Source organism: Prochlorococcus marinus str. GP2, from assembly GCF_000759885.1.
Lineage (GTDB): Bacteria > Cyanobacteriota > Cyanobacteriia > PCC-6307 > Cyanobiaceae > Prochlorococcus_A > Prochlorococcus_A marinus_J.
The window spans coordinates 240,534-261,219 of record NZ_JNAH01000004.1; the positions used below are offsets into that span (position 1 = coordinate 240,534).

Genomic DNA, 20,686 nt, shown 5'->3' on the forward strand with positions numbered 1-20,686 from the left:
AATACAATTAATTCCTCAATTTAGTATTAAAACATTTTTCAATGTTAGAAATGATATTTGAATGTATTGATGAAATGTCCGAGTCTAGTAATGTTTTATCTTTATCTCTATAAGATAATCTAAATGTATAACTTATATGATCATCTCCAAATTTAGCATCTTCAAAAACATCAAGTAAATTTACTTCCTCTAAGAGATTTTTTCCTGTTTTTCTTATCTGTGATGTTATTTCGCTAATTAAAAATTTCTTACTGAAAACAAAATTTATATCCCTTTCCATTTTCGGAACAATTGGGTATTGCTTATATATTGGAATCCATTTGTTTTTTCTTGTACTAGCTCCCAAGAGGTTTGAAACATTTATGTTAAATAAATAAACTTTTTTTAATGACTTCTTTTCTAATAATAGTTTGGGATGTATTTCTCCAAAATAACCCGTATCTTTTCCTTCAATAACTAATTTCGCTGTTCTTCCTGGATGAAGAAAATCAATTGAATCAGTAGGTTTATCTTCAATTTTTATGTTCAAAGATGATAAAGCCTCCTTTAACTTTCCTCTGGCCTGGTAATAATTAAGATCGCTATCCTTACCCGAATTTATCCATTTTCCAAATTTTTTATTTCCATAAATCGCACCATTCAGAACTTCTTCCTGAATGAATTCAGTTTTCATTTGAAAAACATTTCCAATTTCAAATATATAACAACTTGCTTGTCCAGCTTTTATATTACGGTTCACTATCTCCAAATGTTCTTTCCAGATACTATCTCTAAGACAGCTTGTCTCTAATAACAAAGGATTAGAAATCTTTATAAGTTTTTCATTATCTTCAGGAACAAGAGAGTAGCTTAGTACCTCGTTAAAACCATTTTCTATAAAACCATTTTTTACTTTTCTCAATGCCAACTGTTCTGATGACAATTTTCCAGGCTTAATTGGATTAGGAAGTTTTAAGTCGAATCTGTCATACCCTATTAATCTCGCTATTTCTTCAATTAAATCTATTTCTCTTATTAAATCATGTGATCTGTTTGGAATTACTGCTACATCCCAGCCATATTCTTTATTCTTTAAAGTACAACCTATGAGTGTTAATTTATCAACTATTTCATTATCAGATAAATTTCTTTTTTCATATTGATCGTTAATTATTAATGGACCAAGAATTTTATGTATTCGATTTCTTCGTAGTTTAATAAATATATCCTCATTACTTATTAAATTGGAAGTATTGATGATTGGTGAATTTATAGAAAAATATTCTTCTAAAAGATTAATTGCCCTTGTTACGGCACTTATGGTATTTTTTGATGAAATCCCTTTTTCAAACCTGCTGCTAGATTCTGTCCTTATGCCAACCGCCTTTGAAGATTTTCTTATAGTAACTGGATTAAAAACAGCGCCTTCAAGGTAAATAGAAGAGGTAGTATTAGTTACAGAAGTCTCTAAACCGCCTATCACCCCAGCAATAGCTACAGGTTTATCACAACAAGTAATAACTGTGATATTGTCATTTAAGTCATATTCTTTACCATCTAAGCAAATAAGGCTTTCGTTATCCTTGCCTTTTCTTACAGAGAAATCTTCTGGAGAAACTTCCTTACCAATTAAGTTTGATAATTTATCTTTATCAAAAGCATGCAAAGGTTGACCTTGTTCTAAAAGAATATAATTTGTCAAATCAACTAGAAGATTAATTGATTTTATACCTGATTTTTCTATACGGTCTTTAAGCCAATTTGGCGATAATTTCTCTCCATTTACTCCATCAATGCAGCTTATTGTATAAATGCAATTAGATCCTATAGCCTCTGGACAAAGTTTAATTCCCTTAAGTACATGAATATTGTATTTATGGCTTAATTCTGGAAAATTTAAGTTGGATTCTAAAAGAGCAGAAATTTCACGGGCTATACCTATAACAGACATTCCGTCAGGTCTATTAGCTGTAATGGCTAAATCATATATAAAATCATTTAATTCAAGCAAGTCAGACCCTGGAGTGCCCAATTCATGTTTTAAGGCTAAATCTTCATCGATAATCTCTATCCCTTCGCTAGAGTCTTCTAAACCCAGTTCCTGCAGTGAACATATCATTCCTTCACTCATGACACCTCTAATTTCACTTCTTTTAATAGTTAAATCAACTGCATTTAATTTTGCGCCGACAGTAGCAACATAAACATAAATATTTGGTTTAATATTGTGCGCACCACAGATAATTTGTAAATTCTTTGAATTACCAATATCGACTTGGCAAATTGAAAGTTTGTCAGATCCTTCGTGTTTTAAAACGGATAATACCTTACCCAAAACAACACCATTTACATTTTCTGAACAATCTTCTAACGATTCGACCTCAAATCCACCTATAGACAATTTCTCAGAGAGATCTTCAGGAGTAGAAGTAATTTCTACTAAATTTTTCAACCAATTTTGAGAAACTTTCATATATATTTTTTATTCAATGATGATTAAAGAAATGAGTATATCTTCAAAAAAGTTTGTTGAAGATGTACAATAGAAAATTATACAATAAAGTATTAATTAAAATGGCCAAAAAAGGGACAAGAGTTGTAGTGACCCTGGAATGTACTGAAGCTAGGACAAGCACAGATCCTAAGAGATCAAATGGTGTCTCAAGATATACTACTGAAAAGAATCGTAGAAATACAACTGAAAGATTAGAACTTAAAAAGTTTAATCCTCATTTAAACAGAATGACAATTCACAAAGAAATTAAGTAATCAAATCAAATTAAATCATGCCTAATTCAATTTTTAAAAAACAATTATCACCCATCAAACCTGGAGATCCTATTGACTATAAGGATGTAGAACTACTAAAAAAATTCATAACTGAGAGGGGCAAAATCCTACCAAGAAGGATGACAGGTTTAACCTCTAAGCAACAAAGAGATCTTACATTAGCTGTAAAGAGAGCAAGAATTGTAGCTCTTTTACCCTTCGTAAATCCTGAAGGTTAATTTCATATTGAATATAGTTTCACTATAATTAATATCTCAAATATTTGAAAGATTTAACTAATTTAAAAACATATATCATTGACTCTGATAATCCACATGAGGTTGATGATGCTATTTCATTAGAAATAAAAGAAGGAAATAAAAAAAATTTATGGATACATATTAGTAATCCATGCAAACTTTTTTTGCATAACTCTATTGTTGATGTAGATGCAAGAAGGAAAAATAGCAGTTTATATATGACGGATCAATATGTCCCAATGTTACCTAATGGAATTCTTGAAAAGGCAAATTTAGCTCAAAATAAAATTTCAGAAACTATTAGCGCATCGATAGAATTCAACGACGATGGTTCTATAAATAATTATGAAATAATTGAAGCATTAATTAAACCTAAATACCAATTAACATATGAAGATGCGAATGAAATTTTGGAATTAGAACCTAGAGAAGAAATTGAATTAGTCCAAATTAAAAAATTATTAGAAAAAAGTATTAAACATAGAAAAAAACAAGGAGCAATTATTTTTGAAAGTCCTAATAGTAAAATTAAATTAAATAGAGATAAAATTATAATAAATAAATTAGAAAAAACAATATCACAAATTATAGTTGCAGAATCAATGATATTAATGGGTTATGTAACAAGTTTATTTATTAATAAATTTAATTTAGCGGCTGCTTATAGAATTCAAAAAATAAATTGTAATCCACTTGAAATACTTAATAGATACAAAGATAGTGAGATAAAATATATAATATTAAAACAATACATGGGAAGAAGTTATATATCAACTAAGCCCGGAAAACATGAATCTTTAGGCCTTCAAATGTACGTACAATGTACTTCCCCATTACGAAGATATTTAGATTTAATTATACAAAGACAAGTATATAATAAAATAAATAATTATGAACTTCTAAGTATTAATTCTATTTCTGAAATAATTGATTATTCAAGAAATAAACAATCAGAAAATAATAATATATTGAAAAATGATAAATTCAAATATTTAGCATTATTTTTTAAAAATGAAAATAAACCTTTTTATAAAATAATATTTGTTAAGTGGATTAATCATAAAAGAAATATTGCTTTAGTTTATTTTCAAGAGTATTCACTAGAATTACTCATAACACTTTTTATATCTATAGAAATATATAGTAATAAACTTTATAAAATTAAATATTGTAATAATGAAAAAAGTCTTTTAGAGTTTATTTATTAATCAAAAATTTATTTAAAAATTAAATATTAGTTTGAAATAATTATCTGTTAACATTAATAAAAACGATTCATGAGTTTTGTCATTACAACACCTTTATATTATGTAAATGATAAGCCTCATTTAGGCAGTGTTTATACAACAATAATCTGTGACTCAATAGCCCGGTATAAAAGACTTAAAGGTGAAGATGTTATGTTCATCACAGGTGTTGATGAACATGGTTTAAAAATACAAAGAACAGCAAATGAAAAGGGAATTGAACCCAAAACTCATTGTGATGAGATTTCAGAAATCTTTACTATTAATTGGAAAAATTGGGATATATCCTTTGACAAATTTATAAGGACAAGCTCCAAAAGTCACGAGTCAGTTGTTAATGAATTTTATGAAAGAGTAAAAGAATCAAATGATATTTATATGGGAGTACAAAAAGGTTGGTATTGCGTTGGTTGCGAAGAATTTAAAGATAATCCTGAAAACTCAGCAACTTATAAATGTCCAATACATCAAAAAAATCTAGAATGGAAAAATGAAGAGAATCTTTTCTTTAGGCTTTCTAAATACCAAAAGCAAATCGAGAAAATAATAAGCGAACCTTCTTTTATTGAACCAATTGAAAGAAGGAATGAAATTGTAAATTTTGTCTCCAAAGGATTAAAAGATTTTTCAATCTCAAGAACAAATGTTTCTTGGGGAATTCCTGTGCCAGGCCATTTAAATCACACCTTTTATGTATGGTTTGATGCTTTACTTGGATATGTAAGCGCTATTAGTTCCAATGAAACAGAATCCTCATTGGAAATGTCAATTAACGCAGGGTGGCCAGCAGATATTCATTTAATTGGTAAAGATATACTTAGGTTTCACGCCGTATATTGGCCTGCAATGCTTATTTCTGCTGGAATGAGAGTGCCTAAGAAAGTCTTAGGACATGGGTTCCTCACCAGAGAGGGGCAAAAAATGGGTAAAAGTTTGGGCAATGTACTTGACCCTGACCAATTGCTCTCTAGATACGGGAATGATCCTGTAAGGTGGTACCTAATTAAGGATATATCACTAGGTAGTGATGGAGATTTTCAAGATAAAAGATTTGTTGACATAATCAATAATGACTTGGCTAATACAATTGGTAATTTACTAAATAGAACATCATCCATGTCTAGAAAATGGTTTGATAATAAAGTGCCTAATAATGAAAAAATTTCAACTAATAATAAATTAGAGAATTTCGCAAAAATTGCAGTAGAAAAATATATGCATAATTTTGAAATTTACAAATTAGATCATGCAGCTAATGAAGTGCTTAACCTAGCAATTAATACGAATTTATATTTGAATGATAATCAACCATGGTTGTTAGTAAAAGAGAAAGATAATTTGCCTTTTGTAAAAGAAATTATTTATGCCGTACTGGAAAGTACACGGATAATAGGACTATTATTATTACCTTTATTGCCAGAATTATCATCAAAAATAAATGAACAACTTGGTTCTATATACAAGAAAGAAATTCCTTGGGAAGAACAATTAAGGTGGGGATTATTAATTAGTAATTCAAGCCTCCCGAAACCAACTCCAATAATAAATAAACTTGAGTATGAATAATCTATATAGACTAATAATTTTTTTCCCATTTTTTATTCTTGGATGTGCATCAAATTTAACTGAAGAAAATAAAATTCTAAAAAAAATTGATGGTTTAAATATGAATATTTTTTCTAATGAAGGAAAAAAAATATACTCAATAACTAGTCCTAATTCAATTTACGATAAAGTTAAACTTGTATTCAACCTTGAAAGAACAACTATTAGTATCTTTGATGGTGAAAATATCAAATATATTATTAATTCTGATTCATCAAAATTATCAGATAATCATAGAATTGTAGAACTTAATGGAAATGTAGAATTGAGAACCATTAATCAAGATAATGATTTTTTGTATGGGGATTATTTAATTTGGAATATTAATAAATCTAAGTATCAATTAATAGGAAATGTTAGATTTGAAAATAAAAATATTAAATTGTCTTCGAATAAAGCCATGCTGGATAGAGAAAATATAATTGAATTTTTTAATCCGGTAAAATATATTATTAAAGATGATAATAATGAGAATAAATATGAAATTAATTCAGAAAATGCTTTCTATAATCTCAACACTAACTCTCTAAGTTTTAAATCAAAAGATGAAAGGGTTCGTTCTAAAATATATTTTTAAATATTATTTTTTAAAAAAATATTATTTATTTTCTTAGACCAATTATTTATCCATTTTTCATCAGACTTTGTAAAACATTTTGCACTCCAACCTCCAACTAATATAAAAGCTTTTTTATTTATTGGAACAACTAATATAGATGGAATATCAGAACAAAAATTTAAAAATTCATCTCTTCCTGGATAAAATTTAGTGTTTGCTAATGATATTAATTTCATATCTTTAATCGATCTAAGACAAGTTTCTCCTGGATTGAACTCACTTTTTGAAGTTATTCCTCTTTTAAGTATATTTACTCCATCATTATGAATTAATATTGATGCAGCTGCAGTAGAAGTTAATATCGCTTCAGATCCCCATGCAAGTTCATTAATAACTTCATCCGGAATGTTTTTATCATATATAAACTTATTTTCTCCCTTCAGATCTACTTTTTCACCAGCTAAAGGTTCAAATTTTTTAAACAAGAAACCTATCAAAATAATAATTAATGAAGCAGTTGCAGCTAGTACTTGTGCTCTTTCGAGCTCAGGAGTAATAATCTCTATCGAGAAGAAATTTGCTATTTGAAAAATAAAAAGTACTGTTCCAATTAATATTAAAGATTTTCCATTGAATCCCATATATAAAATATGTTAATTCTATTTAAATTATGCAACTATTATATTGTTTAGTAAATTTAGACAAAACTCAAACATATGGTTTTTAATATATAATTAAACAAAACCTCTTAAAATGAATCTAAACATTAATAAATACTTTTTTACTTTTATCGTTACTGGTCTAATATTTATCCTTATTCCTACAACTACATACGCAGAAAGTGTTAGCAATATAAACAGACTTTTTGTTGTCACACAACAAAAGACAATAATAAATTACGAAAAAAGTCAGCCTTCATCCATTGACAACCCAGTAGTGGATCCTAATTTTAACGTCATGAGATCCAAAGATACTGAAAGTTCAACTGCCACATATATAGTTATTGGTTTATTAATAGCAGCTACGATTATACCCTTAGCAACATGGTGGTATTTCTCTAAATAATAGAGAATTTATGACTTCAAAGGAATTCAGTACTGATAATTTATCTCATATAATATTCGTAACAGGGGGTACAAAGAGTGGAAAAAGTGAATTTGCAGAACATCTAGCAAAGGAGTCACAGGGTTTAACATATGTTGCATTATCTGATAACAATGTTGATGACAAAGAATGGCAAGAAAAAATTACTTTACATAAAATTAGAAGACCTAAAGAGTGGAAATTGATAGAAACGACTGATCTGTTAAATACATTAAGAAAAGAAGATGGTCCACTGTTAATAGACTCGATTGGGGGATTTGTAATGGAAAGTCTTGAAAAAGAACATGAAGAATGGTCAATAAAGATGCATTCAGTAATTAGTCATTTAAAAAAAAGAAAAAATATAACAATTATTGTTGGAGAACAAGTTGGTTGGAGCTTGGTTTCAGAATATAAAATTGGTAATACTTATGTTGAAAGAATCGGCGAGCTTCAAAAGAGAATAACCAAAATATCGAAAGATAATTGGCTTGCAATAAACGGCAGAGCAATCAAAATAGATCAAATAAGTTTAGAAATACCCACTTGAAATTGGAAGTATCTCTTTTTGAACCTAGAATCCCCCAAAATACTGGTAATATTGCCAGATCATGTGCTGCCTTCGACATATCTTTAAATCTTATAGAACCCTTAGGCTTTAAAATAGAAGATAAATACTTAAAAAGAGCAGGGTTAGACTATTGGCCATTAGTTAATATTAATAAATACGAAAATTTTGATAAATTTCTGCAGTCAAAGTCAACTAAAAGAATTATTTCTTTTAGCAAAAAAAATGGGATGTATTTAAATGATTTTAAATTTCTGGAAGATGATGTTTTGTTATTTGGCAGAGAAGACTCAGGATTGCCAGATAGCATTATAAACAAAAGCGATTTTTTAATATCAATATTCATGCCCAATTTACAAACTGAAAGTAATGATAATAAAGGAGTTAGAAGTTTAAATCTTTCAGTAGCATGCGGTATTGCTATATATGAGGCCCATAAACAAATTAATTTTCAAAATCATAATTAAGTACAAATAATGTCTTACAATATTGATATGTCTCGGTAGCTCAGCTGGTTAGAGCGGCGGATTCATAGCCCGCAGGTCGCGTGTTCAAGTCACGCTCGAGACATTTTCAATACATTAATAAATGTATAAATGTATAAATGTAAAACTTTTAAACTGCCATAACTAGCTCAAACAATAATAATACTAAATAAAACTAGTGCGGTCTTAGCTTAAAAAAAATAAAAAGCAAAATATCCCGAAGCTAGGATAATAGTTCTTGATAATAATTTTAATACTTTTCAACATGTAGCAAATTGTCATCTAATAATCATTCCTGAGATGTGTAAAAAAAAAGCATTTTAATTAAATATAAAAATAGACAATATAGGTTCAGCTGAAGATTGGCGAGGGCAGTTTGAACAGGCAGAGCTATATCATCAGGAACTGGTGCAGAAGGGATTAACTATGGCAAAAATTGAAAAAAAAGATAGGCATAACATTTATTATATTACGCTCTTTTTTTGATCAATCATTACATAAAACAAACTATTAAATATCAAAATCACATAACCTATTTCGATATTAAAACTCAATGAAATCTTCTATTAAACAAAAGATATAAAACTATATTTTTTGCTAGGATAATTGCTATAAGTATTGTTGCAATATCAAAAAATAATAAGCGATCCTACGAACGGATGAATTCATTGGACAAAAGAATTCACTCTAAAAAAGTGAATAAAAAAGTACTTTTTATCAGGATAAGTTTTTAATTTGGACTTAAATTCTTATATCCTGTCAATTCGGATAGTTCCTCAAGTGTTTGGACTCCTATAATTATTTTCCCGTTAATTTCCCATGATGGGAAACCTTGAATTTTTTTATCAATGCATAGTTGTGTTTGACTATTTTTACCATCTCTCGCGCACTCAACGACATTAAGTTCCTTATAAGCTTGCTTACCAAAAAGCTCACTTTGATTAAGACAATTAGGGCACCAATAGGCTGAATATTTAACTACACCATTATCTTTTAGATACTTAGCGAAGTTGATAGTTTCTTTGGTACTTTCAGAGGTAATTATAAGTTCCTTCTGATTATTTAAATGAGAGCTATTAACAGTTGTGGTTAAAGCAAAAAGAGGAAATAGTGAGAATAATAATAATTTCATTTAATTACTTTTTTTCTTTATATTATCTAAATATTTTATCTAGCAAAATGCACATATTTTATTTTGAAGTTAATCTATTTACTTCAAAATATTCAAAAAGATCAAATACATAATTTTGTATGCTTTCATTTCCAGATACTGCCATTAATAATATGTTTTTAAACTTCAAATCTAATTAAATTGCATACTACATTTTTAATATTTATTTTTTATTGTAATTTTTTAATTAGAGCTAATGATTATTTATTCAGGAAGAATAATTATCTTAATTTTTAAGATTTTAAAAATAATAAATTTTTTTGATCACACTATTAGAATCATTTTGAGAAATTGTTTAAAATTTTACTGCAATTATTAATATTTCAAAACTATAGCATAGAGTGTAGCTCTAATAAATAATATTTATTATTTAGTGTGACACTATTTATTCGATAATATTATTTTCAATCATAACTTTCTTAAAATACTTGAAGTGAATAAATTCATGAATCATTTTGATTTCATCATTGAATATTTTTTTATTTACTCTATAGAAATCATCATTAATTGTTGATTTAAAATTTTCAGAGACTGGTTCTTTATCAAAAGAGTTGTTTATAAATTTATTCTTATCAATTTTATTAGCAGAAAAATTATCGCTTAAAACTCCTCTAGATCTTAATGCTTCTTCAACTAATAATCCTGTTACTTTTGATTGGCTAAATTCATTAGCCTTACATAATTTATCTATAATTTCGTGAACTTCTTCACTAGGCAAAAACCCAATTCTTTTTCTTTGAGAGGGCATAACAATTTATTTTTAGTGTCACACTTGCATATTATAAGTGTTGCACTATATTTGATTTAAGTCAACTAATTTTTATGCATATTTTAATATTGTCTGTTGGATTTATTCTCTGGTATTTAGCTTATGAAGCTAAGCCCATAATTAATGATGAAATAACATTTTATAAAGAAGAGAATCAAACAAACAAAAGAATAAAACTTATAAATATTATTAACGAAAGCCTTAAAAACTAATATTCAATAAATTTTGACCATTCTTTGTGCTTATAATCCAAGTCAGAGATTAACTGCTTTTGATAAGTATATTTGAGTTGATTTTCATTAAGAGATTTCTGGGTAATAATCATCTCGTGAGAGTAAAAATTAGGATTTTTAACTCTTTCAAATTTTTTTTTGATATCCATAAAAAAAATTAACCTATATTTTTTTATATTGTTTAAGATCCTTTAGTATTATTATTTTTATATTATTTTTATATTTACTTAATATATTCTTTTTAGAAAATTTGTAAAACTCACAAGGTTATTTATTAAAACAAGTTATATTAAAAATAAAAATTTTAATTATGAATCTTAAAGATAGAGGAATAACTGTTGGCGATTTGCTAATACTAGTAATAATAATCATTTCAGCTACTACTTTAGTTAATACATTCAACAAGGACAAAAAAACAACAATTAATTTAGAAATTCAAGAAATTCCAACTTACCAGAAAATTAGTTAAACAGATTTGTTATTTAGATAAAATACTAGAAATAGTTATTTAATTATTACCCAAAAATTTCCATAACAAATATTTGCCATAGTTATCATTTTTACTACAAGTGACCTAGTAAGATGAATTAATTGGTGCTTTCCCATTTAAAATTATCTTTTAAATCATTAAGATCTTTAGATAAAGATACTAAATTCACCATTTGAAGAATTTGATTTTTAGTTAGCCTATCCTTCACTATAAGTTTATTAAGCATTTCTAGAACAGTTTTATCTTTAATATTCATTATTGTTTTTTAAATTAACCTAAATTACATAAAAGGTTTTAAGGGATTTTTACCTTTAAATTTTTACCGTATTTAATAATAGATATAAAAATATATTAAGTTATAAAATTTAAAAACAATCTAATATGTGAAAGTTGAAACTCACTTTTCTATAAATTCGTTTAGTGTAAAAGAAAAAAAAATGAAAAAAAGTTCCAAAGAAAAAGAATTTCTTGATAGAGAGGAAATTAGCGAAATGATTGAATCTGCAATTAGACGACATAATAGAAGATCAACAATAATCTCAAGTGTGCTTGGCTGGATACTAATAGGGGGTTATTCATTTGGACTGTTCCAAGCAGTGCAAAACGTATAATTATGTCATACAAAAAAGTAGAACAAGTTAGATGATAGATTTATATTAGTTTTAATATTTTTTAAGAGGTAATATGGAATATATTGAAGCAAATTTAAAAGTTATTAGAAAATATTTTAAAAAACGCAAAAAATTAATATCAAAATCTAATAATGATTCCATAATGGAGGAATTCAAGGAATGGAGTAAGGAACCCATTCCAAAAACAGAATCAATATGGACTTTACCTGACTTGACTAGCAATGAAAGATTAAAAAATTTTTGTCGCTCAATTAAAAAAGAGATAAGTTAATTTATCAATTGCTCAATTGAATATGATTAACCTTTAAATAAAAATAACCCGCAAATCCAACTATATTCAATATAACAACGAAAATCCATGCTCCAATTGGTTGATTAGAGTCAAACTTTTTTATTTTAATTTTATTTTTTAGCCTTTCAATGTAGTTATCCATAATTAAAGATACTTATAGAGTAAGTTTAATAATTATAGATAGAACAAATTAAGGGAATCTTAAATAAAAAAGAATTTCCTTTAATTTTTATTTTCAAGCCTATTTATAGGATATTTTATTAATTCTTTTTTGAGATTTTTTAAAAGTTTATTATGATTCAAAATTGTAAACTTTTTAGTGAAGGAGTAATGCCATTTCATTTAATCAAAAAAAACTTGCTAATTTATTATTAATAAAATTATAATGTTAAATACGGTCATTAAGACCATACATAATTAAAAATAGGACAAAGTTATTTATGAGCTTACGAGTTGGACAAGAAGCACCCGATTTTAGTGCTACAGCAGTATATGATCAAGAGTTTAAGGAAATTACACTTTCAGGTCTTAAAGGTAAGTGGGTCGTTTTATTCTTTTATCCATTAGACTTTACTTTTGTATGCCCAACCGAAATCACTGCATTTAGTGATAGATATAATGATTTCTCATCACTTAATACGGAAATTCTCGGTGTATCAGTAGATAGTAAACATTGTCATCTTGCGTGGATACAAACTCCTAGAAACGAGGGCGGAATAGGTGATATAAAATACCCTTTAGTCTCTGACTTAAAAAGAGAAATATGCCAAGCATACAATGTTCTTAATGATGATGGAGAAGCTGATAGAGGTTTATTCCTAATCAATCCAGAAGGCATAGTTATGCATACAACTGTAAATAAGGCCCCTGTCGGCAGAAATGTTGATGAAACACTAAGAATACTTCAAGGTTATCAATATGTTGCTGCAAATCCAGATGAAGTATGTCCAGCAAACTGGACCCCAGGTGAGAAAACAATGTTAGAAGATCCTAAAGGCAGTAAAGAATATTTTTCTGCACTGTAATAAAGACTTATTGCATTTAAGTAAGTATTGAATAATAAAAAATTATAAAAAAATAAAATATAAAAATTTTAAAAAGGGGGTTCATATCCCCCTTACTTGGTTTATGAATGATCCAGTCGCTTAAATTAGATTTATAAGATAAGAAAGACCATGTAAAGTAAAATATTTCTATTAAGAGCAGGTTTAAAACATTAATTAAATTTATGTTATCTAATTGATAATACTTATAGATATGAAATTGATCATCAATTTTTATATTATTAATTTGCAGATACCAAATAAAAAAAGATATAAAAATAAAATTTATTAATATTAGTTTTTTAAATAAACGCCGAGATTTCATAAAAATAAGAAAGATAGCAACAAAAAATACAAAAATGAATAATTGAAGAATCTCAGGTTCTTGAAAATTGACGCCTTCGAGAAATAAATTAGTTATCAGATCAAAATTTATATAAAAATATTCAGTTATTAAATAAGATAGAAATAACAAATTTACTACTACTAATAATAATAAAGCTTTCCCTTTAATTATTTTATTACTAGCAATCTTATACTCATTAAATTTATAGTATGTAAAGTTATTTAATGAGTTAAAACATATTAAAGATGGACATATAATGCCACTTAAATAGTAAAGGATTGAATAAAAAGAAATATTGTTTATATTGAATAAATATAAATTAAACCATTGTTTTTGGACAAACGGAAGAATAAGTAAGAATAAAAGTGAAATTATTAAACTTGTTGAGTTGTTTTTAATTATCAAGAATCATATTTTCATTTAATGTAAAACAATTAAATCAAACTTTCAACAATTTAGAAGTTGTTAATTTAAATTCTTCTTTATCTATAGTTTCCAGGGTCAATAACATATCAACTAATTTATCAAGTAGAACTCTATTTTTTTTCAATATTTCTATTGAATTATTTAATGAAATTTTGGAAATCTTTATTACCTCATTATCAATTCTAGAACTGGTATTTTCGGCTATAAGAGGCTTTCTTGTAAATAACCCTTCTCCTAAATACATTTCACTATTACCAGAGTCCATTGAAATTGGACCAATAATAGAAAATCCATATTTTGTAACCATTTCTCTTACAATGTTTGTCGAATAAGAAATATCGTTTAGGGAACATTGTGTAATTTCATTTTCACCAAAAACTATAGTTTCTGCAGCTCTTCCAGCAAGAGCAATTTCAATTTTTGAGAATAATAATTTTTTTGAAATCAAGCCGCTAGAAATAACATCTTCATCTGGGCATATTTTTGTATAACCTCCTAAAGATCCTGATCTAGGTAAGATTGTAATCTTATCAACTGATTCAATTCCATTTCTCACAGCAGATACAATTGCTCTTCCTACTTCGTTATAAGCAATAATTTTTTTCATATTTGAAGAAGTTATTGATGAACATCTCAGTCCGATTGTAATTTTATCTAAAGCATTTTCTATATGAAAATCATTAATAGATTTAGATGCATCTCTTGCGCAATGAATGGCACTCTCGTTCATTAAATTTGCAAGGTCTGCCCCAGAGAATCCAGCTGTTCTTGAAGCCCAATATCCTAAATCAACTTTGCTTGAAAGTGGCTTAGAAAGAGAATGAACTGAAAGAATTTTTTTCCTTCCATCTAAATCTGGAAGCATTACTTCTATTTTTCTATCAAATCTTCCTGGTCTTAATAATGCTGCATCCAGAATATCCGGTCTATTTGTTGCCGCTAAAACAATAATGCCTGAATTATCAGCAAAACCATCTAATTCAGTAAGAAGCTGATTAAGGGTTTGCTCTCTTTCATCATTTCCACCTCCGATACCAGAACCTCTTTGCCTACCAATTGAGTCAATTTCATCAATAAAAATTATACAAGGAGATTTTTCCTTAGCTTTAGCGAAAAGATCTCTCACTCGGCTTGCTCCAACACCAACAAAAAGTTCTACAAACTCTGATGCCGCTATTGAGAGAAAAGGAACTCCTGATTCTCCGGCAATTGCTTTAGCCAATAGTGTTTTACCTGTCCCAGGAGGACCGATTAAGAGAACTCCTCTGGGAACTTTTGCTCCAAGATTTTCAAATTTTTTAGGTTCTTTTAAAAAAGTTATTACCTCTTTTAATTCCTCAGCCGCTTCAGGAACACCAGCTACATCATCGAATCTTGTTTCTACATCATCAATGGTTACAAATTTAGCTTGATTTTTAGTAAATCCAAAGGCTCTGGAAGCTAATTTTGAGGTACTTCTCAAAATTAAAACTATAGCAAATATAAAAATCAAGAAAAGACTGATTGAAGCAAATGAATTAGCTGCTGAGGATTCTTTTCTACTATTGTTAACAGTAAGTTCTACTTTGTTTTCAGAAGCCTTTTCAAGGATTAATTGGTCATTATAAAGAATAGGTATTTTAATTTTATCTCCATTTTTATACAGAACATCAATTTCTCTTTGCCTAGGATAGAAAAAAATTGATTCGATGTTCCCCGACTCTATATCTTCTAAAAGATCGGAATAACTTGATTTAGAATTTGAATATGAGAATTTTGATCTAAACACTAATCCTTATAAGTTATTAATAAAGCATATATACTTATTTGAAAAATTGGCGTATATAAACAAAATATACTCAAAAGTTTTGGAGAAAACCACTTAAAGGTTATATTATTATATGGAAATAAAGAAAAAGAATGGCTGTACCAAAGAAGAAAAAATCAAAGAGCAAAAGGAACCAAAGACATGCTGTCTGGAAAGGGAAAGCAGCATTAGCAGCTCAAAAAGCTATATCATTAGGTAAATCAGTTTTAACTGGCAAAGCCCAAGGATTTGTTTACCCTATTGAAGAAGAAGAAGAAGAATAATAAGAATATCTCTTATGATCCTAATTTGAATGCCTCAAGTACAACGGCATAGATTGCACCTATTCTTAATTTATCAACTGCGGACCATAAATTATAAAATCTCGATCTTGATGAAGGCTTAATTCTTATAATAATTTCAATAAAAACTATGATTATTGGAACCATAATTAACTCATTTTTACCTTCAGAAATAAACTTTGTGGCAAAATTTGCAAACAAAAAATAGCCTGTCAAAACAGAAATTAGACCAATAGATTTTGACCTCCAAGTATCGCTTAAAAAACCAAAAAATAGATTATTTATTTGATGCGTAATTCTTGAAAAATTAGTTTTTTGCATTGCAAACTGTTATTAAATAATCATTTAGGAAGGAATAGTCGACATATGATTTTTTTAGTTTAGGACCTTTAATTACATTTGCCACATGTTTCCCATCTCCTAGGCTGTCTATAATGCAATCTAATTTGATATTTTTTTCAAGAACTATAGGGATATTAGAAGGAACAAAAATTGTAGGTAAGTTAGCTGCTAAGGAAGATTTCAATCCAGGATTGGAGTCTTCAAATACTATTGAGTTATTCTTTTTGATCCCACTTAATTGAACTGCTTTTAAATAAGGTAATGGATTTGGTTTTTTTAAATCAACATCTTCACTTGAAATAATAAATTCAAATGGATTGAAACCATTAAATAGATATTTAATAAGTAAATCTACTTGATTTCTAGAACTTGAAGTAACAATAAATTGTCTTATTTTTTTTCTGTATAGTTCATTTATCAATCTTAAAACTCCAGTTTTAAGATTAACGGAATTTTTTTTTATTAATTCTAAGTAATGAAACTGTTTTTTCTCATGGATTTTTAAAATTAAATCTTCTGAAAAGTAGTCATTATTTAATCTTGAATAATGGGCGATTCTATTTCTACCTCCATTTATTTTCAATAGTTGAATGTATTTATTAGTATCCCAATTCCAATCAATACCAATATCACTAAATGCATGATTAAAGGCCGGTAAATGAGCCTCTAATTCTGTATTTGCGATAGTACCATCTAAATCCCAATAAACACCCTTGAGATAAGTCACCAAGAAATATTTATTTATTTACGGTAAAATACTAGAGCAATAATTGCTGGACCTGCTAGCGCAACTACAGCTAAAGGAATAAGTGTTGCCATGATTAATGAATATGTTTTGTGATACTATTTTTACAAATAAAAGATAGAACTGTACTAATACGTAACAAGATTGAATTAAATTATGAAATCATGGACTTGTATAGAAAATTGTGGAGCTTGTTGTAAGTTCAGCTTGAACGAAAGAAGTGATCTTACAGACAAACTAAGCAGTAAAGATATCGATTTAATAAATTCGATGACGGCTAAAGACGGTTGGTGTAAGAATTTGGACAGAAAAAATAAAAAATGCTTAATTTATGATAAGAGGCCTCATTTTTGCCGAGTAAATGAATTCTCAATTGCTTTTAATGGTTATTGGGAATCTGGTGATAAGTTTCTTATAGATTGCTGCAAGCAGCATATTTCATCAAATTATGGCTATAGGAGTAAAGAGATGAAGAGTTTTAAAAAGGCAGTTTTAGAAAATGAATAGTAATCTAGAAAAAAAAGAGAACAATATAGAAAAAAGTTTCTTATCTATATTTATTACAACTTTTACTACAATTTTTATTGCTGAACTTGGAGATAAAACTCAAATAGCCACTTTAATGCTTTCTGCTGAGTCAGGTAAACCAATAATTGTTTTTCTTGGAAGTTCTCTTGCTTTGATAAGTTCAAGCATAGTAGGAGTTCTAATAGGTAAATGGTTATCAAAAAAAATATCTCCAAGCAAATTTGCTTTATTTACTGGTTCTTTAATGATAATAATAAGTTTATTTTTAGCCTTTGATACTTTCAAAAATTATTTATAAATGATTTTAAGTTTATTACTATCAACATTTCTTACTGTTTTTGTAGCTGAGTTAGGTGACAAAACACAACTGGCTACTTTAACTATAAGCGGTACTTCAAATAAACCATTAGCAGTTTTTTTAGGATCTTCTTCTGCACTTGTCTTTGCTAGTTTACTAGGAGCATTGACAGGTGGTTCTATTTCAAGCTTTTTACCTGAGATAGTTCTAAAATCTATAGCCTCCATAACATTTTTTATTATTGGTATCAGGCTTTTTATAAACTCATTCGCTATCCATAAAGAAGAAAAAGGAGACAAAGAAAATAATTAGCTTTAAGCTTGGATAAAAAGGTGTAATAATGGTTTATATAACCTAATTAATCTATAAATATTTATTTATACCATGTTCACAACATCTTCAATTATTGATAATTTGAATCAGTCAGAAGGTTTAGAATATAAGAAGTTATGCAGTTCATTAAAAGTAACTAAGAAATCTGATAAAGAAAAATTAAATATAGCTTTATCAGCTTTAGAAAAACTTGAAATTATAAATAAAAATGAAAATAATGCATATACATACACTTCAGATAGCAATCACATATTCGCTAAAATAAGGTGTAGTAGTAAAGGGTACTGCTTTGCCGTAAGAGACAGAAACGAAGAAGATATTTACATTAGAGAAAATCTACTTAATTATGCTTGGAATGGAGATAAAGTTTTAGTAAGGATAATAAAGGATGGTTACAGAAGAAGATCACCTGAGGGAGTAGTTGATTGTATTCTTGAAAGATCAAATCAGATACTTCTCTCAAAAGTTGAAACTATAAGCGATCATGTATATGCCATTCCCATTGATGATAGGATTCTTTCTAAAATAAAACTTCCAAAAGAGGATAAAAAATATTTATACAAAACGGAAAATAAGAATATAGTTAAAGTTCAAATCGATAGATTTCCAATTGGTCAAGATGAAGGATTAGGCCATGTAATACAAGAATTACAACTAAATAAAAATGAAGAATTAGATACAGATTTTGTTTTATCTAAAAGCAATATTGTCAAGTTATTCAATGAAAATGAAATTGGATCTAAGAAAATAGAGAAAAGGGAAAGAATAGATTTATCAGATAAAAACTCTTATTTGTTCAAAAGTTGGAATTCTGATAATTCTCCAATGCTTCCAATGATTCAAGTAGAAGAAGGAAAAGATGGAGAAACTAAACTATGGATACATACAAATAATCTTGCAGAAATAGTAGAACTTAATAGTAAAAAATCCTTAGCAGTATTTTTTGATAGTTTTGAATCATTACCCTTATTGAATAATTGGCAAAACTACATTAATAAAGTTATAAGAAATACTTCTCAATTTAACTTAGGTAAAAAGAATGAAGCAATTAGTCTCTGCTTACATTTAAATAGCGTTAATGAAATAACTGATTGGTCATTTCATCTAACTTTAGTAAAATGCACCCTTGTTGTTGGAAGTGATCATACTGAGGCACTTCAATCTAGAAAAAGTAAAACTAGAATAACCTCTCGATTTTTAAAACCAATAAAGGATCATATCGCGAATCTAGATAAAATTTTAGAAATTTCAACTTCATTCAGACAAAGACATATCTTTGAAGGTAAAGCTGAAATCCCTGCACCACTTAATAAAATAGATTCATTAAATGAATTTTTTATTCACAACCCTGCAGAATATTCGAAAGGATATTTTGAAACATTAAAAAAAGAAGATTGTCAAACGTATCTTTCCCCAATACTACTCGAAGCAAACTTAATATGGTTTAAACATTCAAGTCACTATGGTTTAAAAAGTGCAGGATACCTCTCAAAAGGAATAGATTATATTAATGCAAATGAAATCATCAAATATTCTGAATTTATTGATAATGATATAGAGCTGAATGAAGATGGTAATTTATCATTTAGTCAACTAATTAAGTTATGTGGCGATGATAATAAAAAAAGAATCTTACATAAACTTTTAATTAATGAATTTAAGGATAATGAAGTTACCCTTTTTACTGAAAAAATTGATAATGAAGATCCAGAAAAACTATTTATATCTCCATGGACAATGCCTGGATATGACTTCACTAATCTTATGAACCAGTATTGTATTTTTAATATGATAATAAATGGAAAGAAATCAAAGAAAATTAACATTAATGAAATTAATATAGTGGAAAGTAATTCATTGAATTTAGTAAATTGGGATATATTTAATTCTTCAGTTTCAAAGAATATAGATTTATTATTTAATAAGTTTGTAATAGATAAAATTAATGATTATAAAGACAAAGTAAATCAATACAAATCCAATATGATAAGTATAAAAAAAGTAAGAATAGCCGATAAATTAATAGGTAATATTTATAGTGGTTTTATATTATCAGTGCAAAGTTATGGTTTTTTTGTTGAGATATCAGAACTAAATGTGGAAGGTCTTGTACATGTTAGCACCCTTAATAATGATTGGTATGAGTATAGATCACGACAAAATATATTAATAGGAAGGAAATCTAAAAAATCATATAAAGTTGGAGATGAAATAGAAGTAAAGATAATGAAAGTTGATATTCTTAAATATCAAATTGATTTAGAATTAAATAAAGAAGCTTTATGAAATATATTATGAATTTATTAATCAAATAACAATGAAGATGTTTTTTTAGAATGATATTAAAGAAAAAATTTTTATTATTTACCCTTTTTTTTATAATAATTATTCAAAC

At 27.5% G+C, this 20,686-nt stretch carries 28 protein-coding genes, 1 tRNA gene and 1 pseudogene; 20 read left to right on the top strand and 10 right to left on the bottom strand.

Features of this window, described 5'->3' with window-relative positions; translation table 11 throughout:
- Window positions 1–7 precede the first annotated feature (7 nt).
- Complete coding sequence (gene pheT / locus EU91_RS04115; RefSeq protein WP_032524457.1) at window positions 8–2,452, bottom strand: phenylalanine--tRNA ligase subunit beta; 2,445 nt, start codon at window positions 2,450–2,452, stop codon at window positions 8–10.
- Between the two features lie 101 nt (window positions 2,453–2,553).
- On the opposite strand from pheT, the gene rpmG reads away from it, so the two are divergent.
- The 5 genes from rpmG (at window position 2,554) to lptC (ending at window position 6,437) form a co-directional block, all read left to right on the top strand.
- The gene (gene rpmG, locus EU91_RS04110; RefSeq protein WP_002805540.1) at window positions 2,554–2,748 is read left to right on the top strand and encodes a 50S ribosomal protein L33; all 195 of its coding nucleotides are present in this window, start codon (window positions 2,554–2,556) and stop codon (window positions 2,746–2,748) included.
- Window positions 2,749–2,765: 17 nt separating this feature from the next.
- On the top strand, window positions 2,766–2,987 hold the full coding sequence (gene rpsR / locus EU91_RS04105; RefSeq protein ID WP_002806014.1) for a 30S ribosomal protein S18: 222 nt from the start codon (window positions 2,766–2,768) through the stop codon (window positions 2,985–2,987).
- Window positions 2,988–3,031: 44 nt separating this feature from the next.
- Window positions 3,032–4,216 (top strand): ribonuclease catalytic domain-containing protein, encoded by a 1,185-nt coding sequence (locus EU91_RS04100; RefSeq protein WP_032524458.1) that lies wholly within the window; start codon window positions 3,032–3,034, stop codon window positions 4,214–4,216.
- Between the two features lie 69 nt (window positions 4,217–4,285).
- On the top strand, window positions 4,286–5,821 hold the full coding sequence (gene metG, locus EU91_RS04095) for a methionine--tRNA ligase (protein ID WP_032524459.1): 1,536 nt from the start codon (window positions 4,286–4,288) through the stop codon (window positions 5,819–5,821).
- On the top strand, window positions 5,814–6,437 hold the full coding sequence (lptC, locus tag EU91_RS04090) for an LPS export ABC transporter periplasmic protein LptC (RefSeq protein WP_193741605.1): 624 nt from the start codon (window positions 5,814–5,816) through the stop codon (window positions 6,435–6,437). Before metG ends, lptC begins: the two co-directional genes overlap by 8 nt.
- Here the strand turns inward: lptC and EU91_RS04085 are convergent.
- Window positions 6,434–7,060: a cofactor assembly of complex C subunit B gene (locus EU91_RS04085; protein ID WP_032524460.1), complete on the bottom strand. Its 627-nt coding sequence runs from the start codon at window positions 7,058–7,060 to the stop codon at window positions 6,434–6,436. The genes lptC and EU91_RS04085 overlap by 4 nt on opposite strands.
- A gap of 112 nt (window positions 7,061–7,172) precedes the next feature.
- Here EU91_RS04085 and EU91_RS04080 point away from each other — a divergent pair, with 112 nt between their 5' ends.
- From EU91_RS04080 to EU91_RS09585, 5 genes and pseudogenes are all read left to right on the top strand, one after another.
- A complete protein-coding gene (locus tag EU91_RS04080) occupies window positions 7,173–7,484 on the top strand; it encodes a hypothetical protein (protein ID WP_032524461.1) in 312 nt (103 codons plus the stop codon).
- Window positions 7,485–7,494: 10 nt separating this feature from the next.
- Window positions 7,495–8,052 carry a bifunctional adenosylcobinamide kinase/adenosylcobinamide-phosphate guanylyltransferase gene (locus EU91_RS04075; RefSeq protein ID WP_032524462.1) on the top strand — a complete coding sequence of 186 codons (558 nt, stop codon included), beginning with the start codon at window positions 7,495–7,497 and terminating at the stop codon, window positions 8,050–8,052.
- A 2-nt stretch (window positions 8,053–8,054) separates the two neighbouring features.
- On the top strand, window positions 8,055–8,537 hold the full coding sequence (locus EU91_RS04070; RefSeq protein ID WP_032524549.1) for a tRNA (cytidine(34)-2'-O)-methyltransferase: 483 nt from the start codon (window positions 8,055–8,057) through the stop codon (window positions 8,535–8,537).
- Between the two features lie 29 nt (window positions 8,538–8,566).
- Window positions 8,567–8,640 (top strand) — tRNA-Met (locus EU91_RS04065).
- Window positions 8,641–8,759: 119 nt separating this feature from the next.
- Window positions 8,760–9,041: pseudogene (locus tag EU91_RS09585) on the top strand (hypothetical protein); the annotation flags it as partial.
- A 244-nt stretch (window positions 9,042–9,285) separates the two neighbouring features.
- On the opposite strand, the gene EU91_RS04060 reads toward EU91_RS09585, so the two are convergent.
- Both EU91_RS04060 and EU91_RS04055 read right to left on the bottom strand, forming a co-directional pair.
- Complete coding sequence (locus EU91_RS04060; protein WP_032524463.1) at window positions 9,286–9,687, bottom strand: hypothetical protein; 402 nt, start codon at window positions 9,685–9,687, stop codon at window positions 9,286–9,288.
- A gap of 424 nt (window positions 9,688–10,111) precedes the next feature.
- Entirely contained in the window at window positions 10,112–10,474 is a 363-nt protein-coding gene (locus tag EU91_RS04055; RefSeq protein ID WP_032524464.1) for a hypothetical protein, read from the bottom strand.
- Between the two features lie 74 nt (window positions 10,475–10,548).
- On the opposite strand from EU91_RS04055, the gene EU91_RS09360 reads away from it, so the two are divergent.
- Window positions 10,549–10,707: a hypothetical protein gene (locus tag EU91_RS09360; protein WP_193741606.1), complete on the top strand. Its 159-nt coding sequence runs from the start codon at window positions 10,549–10,551 to the stop codon at window positions 10,705–10,707.
- A gap of 331 nt (window positions 10,708–11,038) precedes the next feature.
- On the top strand, window positions 11,039–11,197 hold the full coding sequence (locus EU91_RS09365) for a hypothetical protein (RefSeq protein ID WP_193741607.1): 159 nt from the start codon (window positions 11,039–11,041) through the stop codon (window positions 11,195–11,197).
- A 118-nt stretch (window positions 11,198–11,315) separates the two neighbouring features.
- Here EU91_RS09365 and EU91_RS09370 read toward each other — a convergent pair whose 3' ends face one another.
- Window positions 11,316–11,474, bottom strand: coding sequence for a hypothetical protein (locus tag EU91_RS09370; RefSeq protein WP_193741608.1), 159 nt, complete (start codon window positions 11,472–11,474; stop codon window positions 11,316–11,318).
- Window positions 11,475–11,655: 181 nt separating this feature from the next.
- On the opposite strand from EU91_RS09370, the gene EU91_RS09375 reads away from it, so the two are divergent.
- Together EU91_RS09375 and EU91_RS04045 are read left to right on the top strand one after the other, a co-directional pair.
- Window positions 11,656–11,829, top strand: coding sequence for a hypothetical protein (locus EU91_RS09375; protein ID WP_193741609.1), 174 nt, complete (start codon window positions 11,656–11,658; stop codon window positions 11,827–11,829).
- Between the two features lie 73 nt (window positions 11,830–11,902).
- Complete coding sequence (locus EU91_RS04045; protein WP_032524466.1) at window positions 11,903–12,121, top strand: hypothetical protein; 219 nt, start codon at window positions 11,903–11,905, stop codon at window positions 12,119–12,121.
- A gap of 4 nt (window positions 12,122–12,125) precedes the next feature.
- On the opposite strand, the gene EU91_RS09380 is transcribed toward EU91_RS04045, so the two are convergent.
- Window positions 12,126–12,284, bottom strand: coding sequence for a hypothetical protein (locus EU91_RS09380; protein ID WP_193741610.1), 159 nt, complete (start codon window positions 12,282–12,284; stop codon window positions 12,126–12,128).
- A 298-nt stretch (window positions 12,285–12,582) separates the two neighbouring features.
- Between EU91_RS09380 and EU91_RS04040 the strand changes: the two genes are divergently transcribed.
- On the top strand, window positions 12,583–13,167 hold the full coding sequence (locus EU91_RS04040) for a peroxiredoxin (protein ID WP_032524467.1): 585 nt from the start codon (window positions 12,583–12,585) through the stop codon (window positions 13,165–13,167).
- Window positions 13,168–13,970: 803 nt separating this feature from the next.
- Here EU91_RS04040 and ftsH read toward each other — a convergent pair.
- Window positions 13,971–15,725, bottom strand: coding sequence for an ATP-dependent zinc metalloprotease FtsH (gene ftsH / locus EU91_RS04030; protein WP_032524469.1), 1,755 nt, complete (start codon window positions 15,723–15,725; stop codon window positions 13,971–13,973).
- Between the two features lie 131 nt (window positions 15,726–15,856).
- Between ftsH and rpmF the strand changes: the two genes are divergently transcribed.
- On the top strand, window positions 15,857–16,027 hold the full coding sequence (gene rpmF / locus EU91_RS04025) for a 50S ribosomal protein L32 (protein WP_025926528.1): 171 nt from the start codon (window positions 15,857–15,859) through the stop codon (window positions 16,025–16,027).
- 12 nt (window positions 16,028–16,039) lie between these two features.
- On the opposite strand, the gene EU91_RS04020 is transcribed toward rpmF, so the two are convergent.
- Genes EU91_RS04020 through psb30 form a run of 3 tightly spaced genes read right to left on the bottom strand, consistent with a single transcriptional unit; the run spans window position 16,040 to window position 17,206 of the window.
- Entirely contained in the window at window positions 16,040–16,366 is a 327-nt protein-coding gene (locus tag EU91_RS04020) for a DUF565 domain-containing protein (protein WP_032524470.1), read from the bottom strand.
- Window positions 16,353–17,114: an HAD-IA family hydrolase gene (locus EU91_RS04015; RefSeq protein ID WP_032524471.1), complete on the bottom strand. Its 762-nt coding sequence runs from the start codon at window positions 17,112–17,114 to the stop codon at window positions 16,353–16,355. Before EU91_RS04015 ends, EU91_RS04020 begins: the two co-directional genes overlap by 14 nt.
- Window positions 17,115–17,128: 14 nt before the next feature.
- The gene (gene psb30 / locus EU91_RS09710) at window positions 17,129–17,206 is read right to left on the bottom strand and encodes a photosystem II reaction center protein Ycf12/Psb30 (RefSeq protein WP_144010216.1); all 78 of its coding nucleotides are present in this window, start codon (window positions 17,204–17,206) and stop codon (window positions 17,129–17,131) included.
- An 82-nt stretch (window positions 17,207–17,288) separates the two neighbouring features.
- On the opposite strand from psb30, the gene EU91_RS04010 reads away from it, so the two are divergent.
- The 4 genes from EU91_RS04010 (at window position 17,289) to EU91_RS04000 (ending at window position 20,577) form a co-directional block, all read left to right on the top strand.
- Window positions 17,289–17,639, top strand: coding sequence for a YkgJ family cysteine cluster protein (locus EU91_RS04010; RefSeq protein WP_032524472.1), 351 nt, complete (start codon window positions 17,289–17,291; stop codon window positions 17,637–17,639).
- On the top strand, window positions 17,632–17,958 hold the full coding sequence (locus EU91_RS04005) for a TMEM165/GDT1 family protein (RefSeq protein WP_032524473.1): 327 nt from the start codon (window positions 17,632–17,634) through the stop codon (window positions 17,956–17,958). The genes EU91_RS04010 and EU91_RS04005 overlap by 8 nt, the downstream gene beginning before the upstream one ends.
- Window positions 17,959–18,270, top strand: coding sequence for a TMEM165/GDT1 family protein (locus EU91_RS09050; RefSeq protein ID WP_072012896.1), 312 nt, complete (start codon window positions 17,959–17,961; stop codon window positions 18,268–18,270).
- A gap of 72 nt (window positions 18,271–18,342) precedes the next feature.
- Window positions 18,343–20,577 carry a S1 RNA-binding domain-containing protein gene (locus EU91_RS04000; RefSeq protein ID WP_032524475.1) on the top strand — a complete coding sequence of 745 codons (2,235 nt, stop codon included), beginning with the start codon at window positions 18,343–18,345 and terminating at the stop codon, window positions 20,575–20,577.
- Window positions 20,578–20,686 lie beyond the last annotated feature (109 nt).